This window comes from Agrobacterium sp. V1 (genome assembly GCF_030518355.1).
Taxonomy (GTDB): domain Bacteria; phylum Pseudomonadota; class Alphaproteobacteria; order Rhizobiales; family Rhizobiaceae; genus Agrobacterium; species Agrobacterium cucumeris.
Genome location: NZ_JAULSF010000001.1, coordinates 1315703 through 1329057, shown reverse-complemented (window position 1 = coordinate 1329057; position 13355 = coordinate 1315703). Strand labels below are relative to the sequence as shown.

Here is a 13355-nt window from a genome sequence, read left to right as displayed (position 1 = left end):
CCGGGCAGGGCCGTCACTGGATTATTCGGTGATGGTATATTCGCCGAGCTCGCAGAGATTCTGCGTATCCTCCAGATCCTCCAGCGCATCGCCCTGGAATTCGAAGCGCATGTCATATTTGCAGACGCTGCGGCCATCGGCGATGGTGATTTCCATCTCTTCGCCGGGGCCAAGCGCCTTCTTGCCGAATACATCGTCTTCCCAGTCATCAACGCCCACCGGTGAGGTGTAAAAGGCGTTGAGAACGGAGCCCGTGCCGTTCTTCAGCGTGAACACCAGGTCTTCCGCCTGCGCCGCACCCGCAACCGCTGTGCCGAAAAACACTGCCAATACCCATTTCGATGTCATGATATCCCCCTTTGCCCCTGTTCTGGCAGGCCATGCATACAGCCAACTCACCGGCTTGCAATGCAAACCACGGCCATTGGTTAAAATGCGAAGCCGCATTTCCTGAGAATATTTTGAGGATGTCTGTATATTCAATGATATAGGATTTACTAATTAGCATTCCGAATATTACTTTTATTTTTGTAATTTTTATGTAAATATAATTTTATATATTTTGTTGGTGTTTTCGGTTTTTAATTTATTTTTTCTGAAATACGTATTTTTATCTATTTAAGTATTGTTTTTATTGATGTGTTTGTGCTTTTGTTTATTTATGTTTACATCACGTCACATGGAGCTTTCAAGATATTTACGAAAAAACCAATTTTTTAAAATGGTTAGACCGACGGACCAGAGCAGCCGGATTGCTTCCTGATAGAGGATATTGGATTTGATCAACCATACTTCTTTGGTGTTCCGTCGTTTCAGGCTGCCCGGTCTCGTGGTGTCGAGCATCTTGGCTGGAGGCATTCTGGCGCCGGCTTGGGGTCAGTCGCGAATCTGCAATGATCCGACGCCTGCCAGTAATCTCAACGAAATGTTCGATGCGATCTATGCCTGCTGGGTGCCGCCGGAAGACACGGAGGGGCTGGTGGTGACGCTGCGGTTCATTTTGCACAAGGACGGGCAGATACGCGGCAAGGTGGTTGTCCTCGCATCGCGACCTCAGGAGGAGAGCCCGAGACGGCAGGCGTTTATCGATTCCGCAATCAATGCGGTGAAGCAGGCAGCGCCCGTTCGTTTCACGGAAGAATTCGGAAGCCGTATTGCCGGTCGGCCTTTGGAGCCGCGCTTCATCGGGACAAAAAGCGTATCTGAAACGAATTTGTAGACTTGCCGGGGAGCTGTTGCGCTAGCGGGCCTGCGCGGCTCGGCGTTATCCGTGACGGGTAACGTTTCTTTCGCTGGCATTGCTGGGAAAGGGCGATTGCAAAAGCTCAATCGCTCGGGCGATGCTTTAAGTAAGCATCGCAACATTCTGTCATTTAAAGAGAATTTGGTGGGTGATGTAGGGCTCGAACCTACGACCCGCTGATTAAGAGTCAGCTGCTCTACCAACTGAGCTAATCACCCGACCGGCACCGTGTGGCGGTGTGAGGGGGGCTATAAAGGGGAAGTTTGGGCTTGTCCAGCGCGGAAATGAAATTTCTTCGATTTTTGTGACGGAAAAATTTCAGTCGCGCTGGAAAAGGCTGGAAATCCGGGGTTTTACGGATTTTACTTTTTGCTCAGCCGCGTCTGAAGACCCGCCCGATAAGGATGAGGATGCAGGCGCCGATGAAGCCGGCGATGAGATAACCGAGCCAGCCGGTCAAAACGATTCCAAACACGGACAATATGGCGTTGGCGACGATGGCGCCGACGATTCCAAGAAGGATGTTCATGAAAACACCCATATTGCTTTTCATGAATTGTTCGGCGAGCCACCCGGCGACACCACCGATGATGATAGCTGCGATCCAGCCAATACCAGCAGATTCCATGATTTCCTCCCATGTTTGCTGCACTATCAAAGGTGATGATTCTCGTGGTGAAAAGCAAGGTAAACTCCGGAAAACCTCGCTTCATGCGGGTGGTTTTCCCCGGCGCAGGCGTTAAAAAGCCTGGGACGGCGTGAAGAGACGAAAGGCATGGATGTGCGGTTGATGTTCGGCGGATTGATGAATGGCAGACGGGTGTTCGGTGAACCGGCATCTGGTCGGGGGCGAAGCAGTGTCATGGCCATGATATTGGTCATGATGGTTTCGCTTTTCGGCGGTTTTCTGTTGCCCGCAATGCCGGCATCCGCGCAAGGGGAGACAACACCGCCGGCGCCTGCCGTGATCCAGGCCACCACAGTCGAGCAGGCGCGGGCGGAACTGGAAAAATGGAAAGCCGATGTTGCAACCATCGCCGGGCAGGTGGAGGCGGGCGGCAGCGACGACGTGCATCTGGTGGATATGAAGGGCCGTGCCGATGGTATTGCCGCCGATGCCGCAGCGGCCAACACCAAGCTGCGCACCCGGCTGGACCAGATCAAGACTCGTCTCGATGCGCTTGGCGAGCCGCCAGCCGATGGCCAGCCGCCGGAAGCGAGCATGGTGACGGAAGAGCGCGCCCGGCTGACGGCGGAGCGTGCCGAGGTGAATGCGATTGCCGGTGAGGTGGAAAGCACCGCCACCAGTGCCGCGCAGATTTCCAACAATATCACGGCGGTGCGCCGGGCGCTTTTTGCTGCCACCCTGTTTAAGCGCACGGAAGTTTCTGCCCAGACGCTGGGCGACGCCTCTTCGGCTTTCGTTACCGAGGTGACCAACCTCAACAACGCCTTCAGTAGCTGGGCGGGTTTCGTTTGGAGCTACAAGCGGTTGCCGATGTTCGGGGCCGTGATGCTGTCGATCATGGCAGGACTGCTGTTCCTCGTCGGCGGTTACCGGTTTTTCGGCAGCCGCATGGACCGGCGGGCCTTTACCGGTGAGCCATCTTATCTCAGAAGGCTCTCCGTGGCCTTCTGGTCAACCATGGTGCAATCGCTGTCGCTGTTCCTGTTTCTGGTCACCTCGGCGTTTTTCCTCGATAATTTCAACGTGCTGCGATCCGATATAGCGCCGATCCTGTTCGGGGCCATGGCCATCCTCGGCTTCGTTTATTTCGTATCGCGGCTGAGCTACGCGATCTTTGCACCCACCCAGCCGGAATGGCGTCTGTTGAAAGTATCCAATCGCGGCGCGCATACGCTGTCGTCTGCGGTGCTGTTGATGGCGCTCGTCAATGGTCTCGACTATCTGTTTGGAACGATCAGCGAGACGCTTTATTCGCCCTTGATCGTCACCGTTGCCAAGAGTTTCGTCGCCTCGATCATCATCGGCATCATCCTGCTCACCGTATCATTCCTGCGGCCGATGATTGGCGAGGGGCAGGATTATGAGACCGGCAACCAGCGGCTGCCGCGCTGGCTGGTCATCCTGCTGCGCGTTGGCGGTCTCATTCTCATCGGCGCGTGTCTGACGGGTTATGTCGGTCTTGCGCGCTTCCTTGCCACGCAGATTGTCGCCACCGGTGCCGTGCTGGCAACCATGTATATCGGCATTCTGTCCGGCAAGGCGATTTCGAGGCAGGGCGCCTTTGCCGAATCCCTTGCCGGGCGTTATCTCGCGCGGCGCTTCGGTCTCGGTCCGGTTGCGCTTGATCAGGCCGGTCTTGCCGCCGGGCTTGGCATCTATGCCGTGGCGCTTGCCTTCGGTGTGCCGCTCATCCTGTTTTCCTGGGGCTTCCAGCCGGGCGATATCGAAAGCTGGGCCTATCGTCTGCTGACGGGCATTACCGTCGGCAACGCCTCGATCTCGCTGATCGGCCTCTTCGGCGGCGTTCTGGTTTTCGCCATCGGCTACATCATCACGCGCTGGTTCCAGAAGTGGCTGGATAATAACGTCATGGCGCGGGGCCAGGTGGATGCCGGGGTGCGCAACTCGGTCAAAACCGGCATCGGTTATCTCGGCATCGCGGTTGCGGCGATCTTCGGCGTGTCTTCCGCCGGCCTCAACCTCTCCAGCCTGGCGCTGGTCGCTTCCGCCCTTTCGGTCGGTATCGGTTTTGGCCTGCAGAACATCGTCTCCAACTTCGTGTCCGGCCTCATCCTTCTGGTCGAGCGTCCCTTCAAGGTGGGCGACTGGGTGGTGACGGGTACGACCGAGGGCACCGTCAAGCGGCTGTCCGTGCGCGCAACCGAAATCGAAACCTTTCGCGGCCAGTCGATCATCGTGCCGAATTCCGAGTTCATCAATTCCTCGGTCGGTAACTGGACGCACCGAAACCGCATCATGCGTGCGGAAATTCCGGTTTCCGTGGCTTATGATTCCGATCCGCAGCGGGTCATGGATATTCTGCTGGAACTGGTGCGTGCCCAGCCGCCGGTGCTGCGCAACCCCGAGCCGCATGTTGAGTTCCTGCGCTTTGGTGATTTTTCGCTGGATTTCGAATTGCGGTTCCACCTTGCCGATCTGTCGACCGGGCTTGGTGTAAAGAACGCGCTGCGGATCGCCATCCTCCAGCGCTTCCGCGAGGAGGGCATCGCCATCCCGTTCCCGCAGCGCAATCTGAACATCCATGTGGAAGGTGACGCCAACCCGCAAATGCTGGCGGCGCTGCTTTCGGAGGAGGGTGACAAGGCGGTGGTGGCCCATACGGGTGCGGCGGCGCCTGCCGCGGCCACTGTAGCCGAAAAGGATGCGGCCAAGGCGGGTGACAAGACCGTCGTGGAGCCGAAGGCAACGCCAAAGGTGGCCGGCAAGGACAATTGAGCTGAGAGGCTAGCGCCGCTGCGGCAACGCAACCGTTATGGGGCTTTGACGGGCGCGGGGAATTATCCTCGCGCCCGATTGCATTGGTGCGGATGAGGAGCCAAGCAGGGGAGAGATTTTCCGTGGAGGGAAGCCGGTTTTTGTCAGACGTCTTCATGAAAATATAATAGAAATTCCCTTCATGACTGTATTGTTGTTTAAACTATAAGTTGATATGTTGCGTTATATTTAGATCATTTCTTTCCTGTCGGGGTTCACATGCCGGATCCAGTCGATGAAAATGCCCAGCCTGCCCAGCCTGCCCAGCCTGCCCAGCCTGCCCAGCCTGCCCAGCCTGCCCAGCCTGCCCAGCCTCCGGGCCAACTTCCCGCAAAAACGTCCCTGCGGGAAAAATTAAGGAGTGCCTGGAGGTGGCTGACACCCCATGCGGCCAGATTGTCCTTGCTGGCGGCGGGTGTCGTTATCGGTTCTGCCGGTCTGTTTTTCCTGATGGGCGAAACCGATGTGACGGATGATTACCTGCCGAAACGCTGGAATGAATCCATCCGCAGATTGGGCATCGAGCCGGTCTATCCTCCGCAGGAGGATATCTATGTCGGAGACATTATCGCCGAGGTCGTGGATTCAGGCCACAAGTTCAAGTCTTTGCCCACGGATCTCGAAAGCGAATCCTTCATCGGCCGCTACGTCAAGATTACCCAGATACCGAATTTGCGGGGATATCTGGGGGTCAAGTCGGAGGCGCCTTATTTCGGCGACAGCACCTGGTCGGAGGATAAAAAGTCTCTCTTGATTGCTCAACCGCGTACCGAGGTTGCGGTTGATGGGACGACGTCCGGCCTGGTGGTGAAGGACGCGCTGTTTCCCGTCATCAAGATAGAACGCAAGGAAGGAATGGCAGGACTTTTGCGCAATATCGCCTTCGGTGGTGCACGGGCGGATATCGAGGAAATCGAGCTTCAGAATGTGCAGACCTATGCGATCAATCCCTTCCACGCGCAAAATGCGTTGATGGGATTTTGCAATGATAGCGACACCAAGGTCTATTGCGCCGACGACTACCTTCGCGAAAAACTCTCCTACATTCTCAGTCGCGATATTTTGAGAACCGCAGAGACGGAGGATTGTGGTTCGCGCTATATTTACGACATCCGCCTGCTGGTCGTGCGTCAGGCGTTTCTGACACGCGGGGTGAAGGTCACCAACGGCCGGGCACGCGCCGCTTTCCTCGATGCGGGGGGTAACAAGGGCGACGTCCAGAAGACTGTCGATGGTGCGGCCGTTGCCGCGACCACAGGCCCGCAGGGCCAGCAGCCGGTGGCCGAAAACATGGCCGGCAATGACAACAGCATTCGCAGCACGAACAGTTCCGGCCTCTTTTCCGATAGCCAGTTTGCGAGACCGCTCGTCATTGGCTTCAACAGCGTTTCCATCGGTATGCGCAACAGCACGCCCGCATGGCTGGACGCAGCGGCAAAAGCTGCCGCCGGCAAGGACGTGAAAGACCGGGCCAAGATTTGTGCATCTTCGCAGGAGGTTGCGAAATGAGAAGGGCCATTTTTCTTTTCGGTATGTTTTTTCCGTTTCTGGCAGGGGCACAGGATGCTGTTCGCCCTTCTGTGGCCGCAGGTGGGCTTGAGCAATTCACTGGCGATTGCATCTATCGCATTCCGCCCTGTGGCAGCAGTGGCTATCCGCCGCCACCGCCACCGCCCGGTGGGGGCGGCGGAATACACAATCTGCCAGGCGGTCCTGTCCTCAAGGACTCGATCATCGTTCCCGGCAATGATGTTCTCAAGGGTTTGAAGCTGGATGGCCCGGATGTCCGGGGGCTGCAATTGCAGCTGCAGAACAGATAGCCGGTTGATCCGGTGCTTCAGCTTCAATCCGTCATTGGCTGACACCTGATCTGTCTCGGTTGGTATTTTCCGATATGTTCGCCGCCGTCGTCTTCAAAAGGCGACGGCGGTCTCAATCCTATCCCCAGCGACGGCATTTTTGCGGCTGTCGCAGCACCCTATGGCCATGTCGCAATCAGGCGGCTGAACCGCAGCGGAGCGCTTCATATTCCCCTCATCGATTTGGCAGCACGACAGTCAATGCCGGCGCTTTTTAGGGGTTCTGTAAATGAAGACACATGCACGGGCGGTGGTGATCGGTGGCGGCGTGGTCGGCGTCTCGACGCTTTATCATCTTGCCAAAAAGGGCTGGAGCGACAGCGTGCTCATCGAGCGCAAGGAGCTGACCTCGGGCTCCACCTGGCATGCGGCCGGCCTTCTGCCGTTGTTCAACATGAGCTATTCGGTGGGGCAGATCCACAAATATTCCGTGAAGTTTTATGAGGAGCTGCAGGAAGAGACCGGCATGAATGTCGGCTTTTCCAAGGTCTCGAACATCCGTCTCGCCCGCACCAAGGATCGCTGGGACGAATATATGTATTATGCCGGCATTGCCGAGACGATCGGCGTGCGCGTCAACATGCTGACGCCGGAGCAGGTGAAGGAAATCTGGCCGCTCTGTGAGACCGACGGGCTGCTCGGCGCCATCCAGCATCCCGATGATGGCTATATCCAGCCGGCAGACCTCACGCAGGCGCTGGCCAAGGGTGCGCGTGACCGTGGAGCAACGATCTATCGCAATACCACCGTCACCGCCATCGAGCAGACGGAAGACGGTCACTGGAAGGTGACGACGGATAAGGGCGAGATCATCGCCGAACATATCGTGTCCTGCACCGGCTCGTTTGCCCGCAAGACCGGCGAAATGGTCGGTATCGATATTCCGGTCATTCCGGTCGAGCATCAATATATCGTCACCGAGCCGCATCCGGCCATTCAGGAACGTCGCCGTCAAGGCCTGCCGGAAATGGGCGTTCTGCGTGAATCGGACTCGGCCTGGTACATGCGCGAGGAGGCCGGCGGCCTGATCCTCGGTCCTTATGAAGTCGGCGCGCCGGTCTGTTATGTCGATGGTCCCTCTGATGACAGCGAATATGAGCTGTTCCAGGAGGAACTGGACCGCTTGATGCCGCATATCGAAACGGCGATGGTGCGCGTTCCGGCCTTCGGCGAAGTCGGCATCAAGAAGGTTTATAATGGCGCGATCGCCTATACGCCTGACGGCAATCCAATCGTCGGTCCCGCACCCGGCCTCAAGAATTTCTGGCTGAATGAAGGCCATTCCTTCGGCATCACCGCTGCCGGCGGTGCCGGCTGGCAGCTGGCCGAATGGATCGTCGATGGCGAGCCGACACTTGATCTGATGGGCGTCGATCCGCGCCGTTTCGGGCCTCACGCGACGGAAGGTTACCTCATTGCCAAGAATGAGGAGGCCTATGCCAATGTCTTCACCATGCATTATCCCGATGAGGAGCGTTCCGCCGCCCGTCCCTTGAAGACGACGCCGGTTTACGACCGTCTGAAAAAGCTCGGCGGCGTGTTCGGCTCCGTCTACGGCTGGGAGCGCGCCAACTGGTATGCGCCGGAAGGTTATGCGCTCAAGGAAGAAGAGCTCGGCGTCGGCGCCGATGTCATCACCAGCCATAACCATGCGCCGCCGCTGGAAGATGGCCGCATCGTCGAGAAGTGGTCGTTCCGCCGCTCGAATTATTTCGAACATGTCGGCAACGAGGTGAAGAACGTCACCAACAATGTCGGCGTGCTTGATATGTCGGCCTTCGCCAAGATGGAGGTTTCCGGCCCCGGCGCGCGTGCCTGGCTGGACAGTATCCTGGCCAATATCGTGCCGAAGAAGCGCGGCCGCATCGCGCTGACGCATCTTCTGACGCCGAATGGCGGTGTGAAGGTGGAGTTCACCGTTTATGAATGGGCGCCTGGCCGGTTCTATATGGTTTCGGCAGGCGGTCTTGAGGCCCACGATCATGACGTGCTGCGCCGCCTTGCGCCGACCGACGGTTCCGTGGTGCTGCAGCCGATCACCCAGAAATACGGCGTGCTGGTGCTTGCCGGCCCGAAGTCGCGCGATCTGTTGAAGAAGCTGACCCGCACCAGCCTGGAGAACAAGGATTTCCCCTGGCTGACGGCAAAGCAGATTTCCGTCGGCGTGGCGACGGCGCATGCGCTGCGCGTCAACTTCGTGGGCGAACTGGGCTGGGAGCTGCACCATCCGATCGAGATGCAGAATTATATCTTCGATCGGCTGATGGAGGCAGGCGCGGAATTCGGCATCAAGCCATTCGGCATCCGGGCCATGGTGTCCATGTCGCTCGAAAAGTCCTATCGCAACATGGGCCGCGAGCTTTCGGTGGAATATAACGCCTATGAATCCGGTCTCGACCGCTTCCTGCGTCCGGAAAAATCCTTCATCGGCCGCGATGCGCTGGTGGCCTATAAGGAGGCCGGCCTGAAGTCTGTGTTTTCGACGCTGACCGTGTCGGGCAATACGGATGTCGATGCGCGCGGCTCGGAAGCGATCTCCGATGAGAACGGCAATCTTGCCGGCCGTGTCACCAGCGGCGGCTTCGGCTGGCGTCTTGGCAAGTCGATTGCGCTCGCCATGCTCAAGCCGGAATATGCGGCGGTTGGCACCAAGCTGAAGATCCGCATTCTCGGCACGCTCTACGATGCCGAGGTGGTGGAAGAGAGCCCCTTCGATACGGAAAATGCGCTGCTGCGCGCCTGAGACCATCCCCTCCCGAAGCTGGAATGCGGCCCCTTGTGGGCCGTATTTCCGTTTAGGTAAGCATATGCTTGCATTCCTTTCCTGCAAAAGTGCTATTAATCATTCTGAAAAATGCGCCTGATATGTTTTCCTCACATACGATGGGGGATCGGGGCAGAATGAATTTCCTGGGCATTACGGGCATGCAATATTCTGGCGTGCCTTTTACCAACAACCGCATTTTACTGGCGGAAGACAGCAATGTGTTCACCCAGATGGTGAGCATGCGGCTCAAGGAAATGCTGGGCGTTTCCGTGGAGGTATGCCGTTCTTTCGAGGAGTTGCAGGCCTGTTACGAACATTCTCCAGAACCGGTGACGCTGGCGATTTCCAACATCAACCTGCCGGGGGCGGAAAAGGGTGAGGCGCTGGAATATCTGATCGATCTTTCGATCCCGACCATCGTTTTTACCAGCACGTTTCATGAGGCGACGCGCGAGACGCTGATCGCCAAGGATGTGGTCGATTACATCCTGAAGGACAACATCTTCGCCGTGGACATGCTGACGGAATCGGTCTGCCGGTTCCTCACCAACCACCGCCACCATGTGCTAATCGTCGATGACAGCCCAACGGCGAGGGCGCTGCTGTCGAGCCGCCTCAAGCGATATAATTTCCGCGTCAGCCTTGCTGACAGCGGTGCGAAGGCGCTGGAAATCCTCAAGGCCAATCCCGATATCGGCCTTGTGGTCACAGACTACAACATGCCCGACATTGATGGTTTCGAACTGACGCGGCGCGTCCGCACCGTGCGCGGCTCGCATGAGCTGCGCATCATCGGCGTGTCGTCCTCCACCAACAGGCTTTTGTCGGCGCGGTTCCTGAAGGCGGGCGGCAATGATTTCATGCTGCGGCCCTTCATCGACGAGGAATTTTATTGTCGCGTCAACCAGAACCTCGATACGCTGGTGCAGATACAGCTGGCCAAGGCCGGGGTGAGGCCGGCGGCCTGAGCGAGGCCTTCTTTCATCAAAGCTGTGATTCAAGCGGCAGGAAACGCATGATGCCGGCGATGATCCGCCGGCTGATGGCCGCGTCCGGTTCGCGCCGGTAGGTCTTCGGCTGGCCCTGTTCTTCCGTCATCCAGACGATGCGTTTGCCGTTATCGACGTCGAGTTCGAAACTCATCGTGCGGCGGATTTCTTCGGTGAATATTTCGTCCATGCGGGCCACCAGCGGTGGCGAATTGAAAACAACGCCCATTTCCGTGTTGAGCGAGGCGGAGCGCGGGTCGAAATTGAGCGAGCCGATATAGCCGGTCTTGCCGTCGCGGGTGAAGGCCTTGGTGTGCAGGCTCGCCTGTCCCGAACCGCGCAGGGTGAAGCTGCCCTGGTCGGCCTGCGAGCGCAATTCATGCAGGCGCACCCCACCCAATAAAAGCGGCTTTCGATAACGGGCATAACCGGCGTGAACGGCGGCGACATCGGTTGCGGCCAGGGAATTGGTGAGGATGGCGAGAGACACGCCGCGTTCTGCAAGATCGAGGAAGATCTCCACGCCCTGTTTGCCGGGAATGAAATAAGGGGAGGTGATGTGCAGGCTCTCGCCTGCGGCCTGCATCAGCGGCAGCAGGCTCTCCATCAGGAAATTATGGCCCTTGCGGCGTTTCCCGGCTGCTTTCTCCGGCGGATCGGCCAGCACATCTGCGGTATCGACCCAGTGCAGGCGATCCGACATCAGGAAATGATCGCGGCCGTACTGGCTCTCGACACGCTCGAGATAGGGTCTGGCGGCTTCACTTTGCGGCAAGGCATCCAGTTCGCGCCGCAATTTGGCAAGCTTGTTCGGTCTGCGTGCCAGCAACGAGCGTACCGGCACGGAAACGGCGCTGTTCCAGTAATCGTCGAAGATTTCGGTGGCGTCGCCAACGATCCTGCCGAAACCGAGAATGTCGAAATCGTGGAAATTCGCCCGTTCGGCTGCATCGAAATAGGCATCACCGATATTGCGACCACCGACGATCACCGCCCGTCCGTCGGCAATCCATGCCTTGTTGTGCATACGCCGGTTGACACTTCGAAAGCGCAGCACCAGTTCGAGGCTGCGATGCAGGATGTTTTCCCGTGCCCTTGTGGGATTGAACAGCCTGAGTTCGATATTGGGATGGCTGTCGATGGCGTGGAAGATACGGTCGGACATGGAGACGCCGAGGTCGTCGAGAAGCAGGCGCACGCGCACGCCGCGATCAGCGGCGGTGATGACTTCACGCATCATCAATCGCCCGGTCAGGTCGGCATTCCACATGTAATACATAAGGTCGAGGCTGCGCCCGGCGGCGCGTGTCGCCGCCACGCGCACGGCAAAGGCATCGAGATTGGAATGCAGCAGGCAAAGCGCATTCTTCTCGTTCCAGCCGTTCCTGATCGACTGCCAGTGGCGGTCCAGCGCTGTTTCATCGTCGTCAACGGGAAGGGCGGTGGAGGGGCGTTTGGGAATGGCCTTTTCCCGCTGTTTACCGATGACGACAAACAGGCTCGGCCCAATGAGGATGAGAAGAATGATGATGAAGGCCGTAAATGCAGTCACTTGTTTTTATCGCTCCCGGCCCGAAGATATCAGGCGCGATGCAAACGCGCGAGGGGGTAAAGCGTTCACTGCCAGGGTAATGCGGGGACGAAAAATATGGTGCTCGTGAACGGGTGAGGCTTGCGAATCACATAAGTGCGTGCTTATGTGTTGGTCATGACTGAGAATGATATTTTCCGGGCGCTGGCTGACCCCACGCGCCGTGCCATTTTCGAAAAGCTGGCGGATGGCGCCATGAATGCTTCCGCGCTGCGCGAAGGCATCGACATCAGCCAGCCGGCCATGTCGCAGCATCTTTCGGTGCTGCGGGGGGCCGGGCTTGTGGTGGAAAGGCGACAGGGCCGTTTCGTCAATTACGAGGTCGATCCGGACGGGTTGACGCGCATTGCGGCGTGGCTTGGCAAATACCGCGCCTATTGGCCACAGCGTATCGAAGCTCTGAAGCTGCTGCTGAAGGATATGGATCAATGAACAGGCAAAAGCCCAAATCTTCTGATGCTATCGAGCTTGAATATGATCTTGACGAACCGCCGCAGAAGGTGTGGCGGGCGATCAGCATTCCGGCGTTTCGCGCCATATGGTTGCCGGCAGAGGCTCTGTCGGAACCGGAAGCAATTGACAGCAAGCCCGGCGAGGAGGTGCGCTACAGGCTGCGCGACGATAATCCGCCCTTTCTGGAAAGCACCGTCACCTTCACGATCGCATCGAATGACCGGGGCGGCACCAGCCTGCGGATCATTCATGATATGCCCGCCATCACGCCCGCACGGGTGGTAAAGGCGGCCGCCAACCACAACGGTTCGCCGATCAAGCTCGCCGCCTGACAGGCAGGTTCCTCGACATTTTCAAACGACAGGAGTTCGCCGATGCGCGAAGCGATGCAACTCGTCCCCATGGTAGTCGAACAATCCTCAAGGGGAGAACGGTCTTTCGACATCTATTCCCGCCTGTTGCGGGAGAGGATCATTTTCCTCAACGGAGAGGTCAACGATACGGTTTCCGCGCTGGTCTGCGCGCAATTGCTGTTTCTTGAGGCGGAGAACCCGAAGAAGCCGATCCATCTCTATATCAATTCACCGGGCGGCGTAGTGACCAGCGGTCTGGCAATGTATGACACCATGCATTACATCCGCGCCCCGGTTCACACACTGTGCATGGGAACGGCCCGTTCCATGGGATCGTTTCTGCTGATGGCGGGTGAACCGGGTGAGCGCACGGCGCTTCCCAATGCCAGCATCCACATTCACCAGCCGCTGGGCGGCTTTCAGGGGCAGGCTTCGGACATGCTGATCCATGCCGAGGAGATGCGGCTGACCAAGCACCGCATGACGCGGCTTTATTCCGAGCACTGCAAACACGGCTATGAAAAATTCGAAGCAGCCATGGACCGGGATTTTTTCATGACGGCGGAACAGGCTCTGGAGTGGGGATTGATCGACCGCATTCTGGGTGTTCGCGAGGATGTTGCGGCATAAGGCCGGC

General features: G+C 57.8%; 13 protein-coding genes and 1 tRNA gene. 9 read left to right on the top strand and 5 right to left on the bottom strand.

Annotated elements, in window-relative coordinates:
- Nucleotides 1-21 precede the first annotated feature (21 nt).
- Nucleotides 22-348 carry a hypothetical protein gene (locus QSV77_RS06445; RefSeq protein ID WP_302732876.1) on the bottom strand — a complete coding sequence of 109 codons (327 nt, stop codon included), beginning with the start codon at nucleotides 346-348 and terminating at the stop codon, nucleotides 22-24.
- Between the two features lie 424 nt (nucleotides 349-772).
- On the opposite strand from QSV77_RS06445, the gene QSV77_RS06440 reads away from it, so the two are divergent.
- Nucleotides 773-1219 carry a hypothetical protein gene (locus tag QSV77_RS06440; RefSeq protein WP_302732875.1) on the top strand — a complete coding sequence of 149 codons (447 nt, stop codon included), beginning with the start codon at nucleotides 773-775 and terminating at the stop codon, nucleotides 1217-1219.
- A 166-nt stretch (nucleotides 1220-1385) separates the two neighbouring features.
- Here the strand turns inward: QSV77_RS06440 and QSV77_RS06435 are convergent.
- The 3 genes from QSV77_RS06435 to QSV77_RS06425 form a co-directional block, all read right to left on the bottom strand.
- Nucleotides 1386-1461: transfer RNA gene (locus QSV77_RS06435), tRNA-Lys, on the bottom strand.
- Nucleotides 1462-1616: 155 nt separating this feature from the next.
- Entirely contained in the window at nucleotides 1617-1871 is a 255-nt protein-coding gene (locus QSV77_RS06430; RefSeq protein ID WP_302732874.1) for a GlsB/YeaQ/YmgE family stress response membrane protein, read from the bottom strand.
- 26 nt (nucleotides 1872-1897) lie between these two features.
- Complete coding sequence (locus tag QSV77_RS06425) at nucleotides 1898-2125, bottom strand: hypothetical protein (protein WP_302733952.1); 228 nt, start codon at nucleotides 2123-2125, stop codon at nucleotides 1898-1900.
- Between QSV77_RS06425 and QSV77_RS06420 the strand changes: the two genes are divergently transcribed.
- The 5 genes from QSV77_RS06420 to QSV77_RS06400 all read left to right on the top strand — a co-directional run bounded on the left by QSV77_RS06420 (nucleotide 2019) and on the right by QSV77_RS06400 (nucleotide 10300).
- On the top strand, nucleotides 2019-4667 hold the full coding sequence (locus QSV77_RS06420) for a mechanosensitive ion channel family protein (protein ID WP_302732873.1): 2649 nt from the start codon (nucleotides 2019-2021) through the stop codon (nucleotides 4665-4667). The genes QSV77_RS06425 and QSV77_RS06420 overlap by 107 nt on opposite strands.
- A 435-nt stretch (nucleotides 4668-5102) precedes the next feature.
- A complete protein-coding gene (locus tag QSV77_RS06415; protein ID WP_302732872.1) occupies nucleotides 5103-6215 on the top strand; it encodes a hypothetical protein in 1113 nt (370 codons plus the stop codon).
- A complete protein-coding gene (locus QSV77_RS06410; protein WP_269699653.1) occupies nucleotides 6212-6526 on the top strand; it encodes a hypothetical protein in 315 nt (104 codons plus the stop codon). The genes QSV77_RS06415 and QSV77_RS06410 overlap by 4 nt, the downstream gene beginning before the upstream one ends.
- Nucleotides 6527-6794: 268 nt before the next feature.
- The gene (locus QSV77_RS06405; protein WP_142839846.1) at nucleotides 6795-9308 is read left to right on the top strand and encodes an FAD-dependent oxidoreductase; all 2514 of its coding nucleotides are present in this window, start codon (nucleotides 6795-6797) and stop codon (nucleotides 9306-9308) included.
- A 158-nt stretch (nucleotides 9309-9466) separates the two neighbouring features.
- On the top strand, nucleotides 9467-10300 hold the full coding sequence (locus QSV77_RS06400; protein ID WP_271361287.1) for a response regulator: 834 nt from the start codon (nucleotides 9467-9469) through the stop codon (nucleotides 10298-10300).
- A 16-nt stretch (nucleotides 10301-10316) separates the two neighbouring features.
- On the opposite strand, the gene QSV77_RS06395 is transcribed toward QSV77_RS06400, so the two are convergent.
- Nucleotides 10317-11873: a phospholipase D family protein gene (locus QSV77_RS06395; protein ID WP_302732870.1), complete on the bottom strand. Its 1557-nt coding sequence runs from the start codon at nucleotides 11871-11873 to the stop codon at nucleotides 10317-10319.
- Nucleotides 11874-12029: 156 nt separating this feature from the next.
- On the opposite strand from QSV77_RS06395, the gene QSV77_RS06390 reads away from it, so the two are divergent.
- Genes QSV77_RS06390 through QSV77_RS06380 form a run of 3 tightly spaced genes read left to right on the top strand, consistent with a single transcriptional unit; the run spans nucleotide 12030 to nucleotide 13348 of the window.
- Entirely contained in the window at nucleotides 12030-12344 is a 315-nt protein-coding gene (locus QSV77_RS06390) for a helix-turn-helix transcriptional regulator (RefSeq protein ID WP_052819817.1), read from the top strand.
- Entirely contained in the window at nucleotides 12341-12697 is a 357-nt protein-coding gene (locus tag QSV77_RS06385) for an SRPBCC domain-containing protein (protein WP_302732868.1), read from the top strand. The genes QSV77_RS06390 and QSV77_RS06385 overlap by 4 nt, the downstream gene beginning before the upstream one ends.
- 42 nt (nucleotides 12698-12739) lie before the next feature.
- A complete protein-coding gene (locus QSV77_RS06380; protein WP_269699648.1) occupies nucleotides 12740-13348 on the top strand; it encodes an ATP-dependent Clp protease proteolytic subunit in 609 nt (202 codons plus the stop codon).
- Nucleotides 13349-13355: the final 7 nt, after the last annotated feature.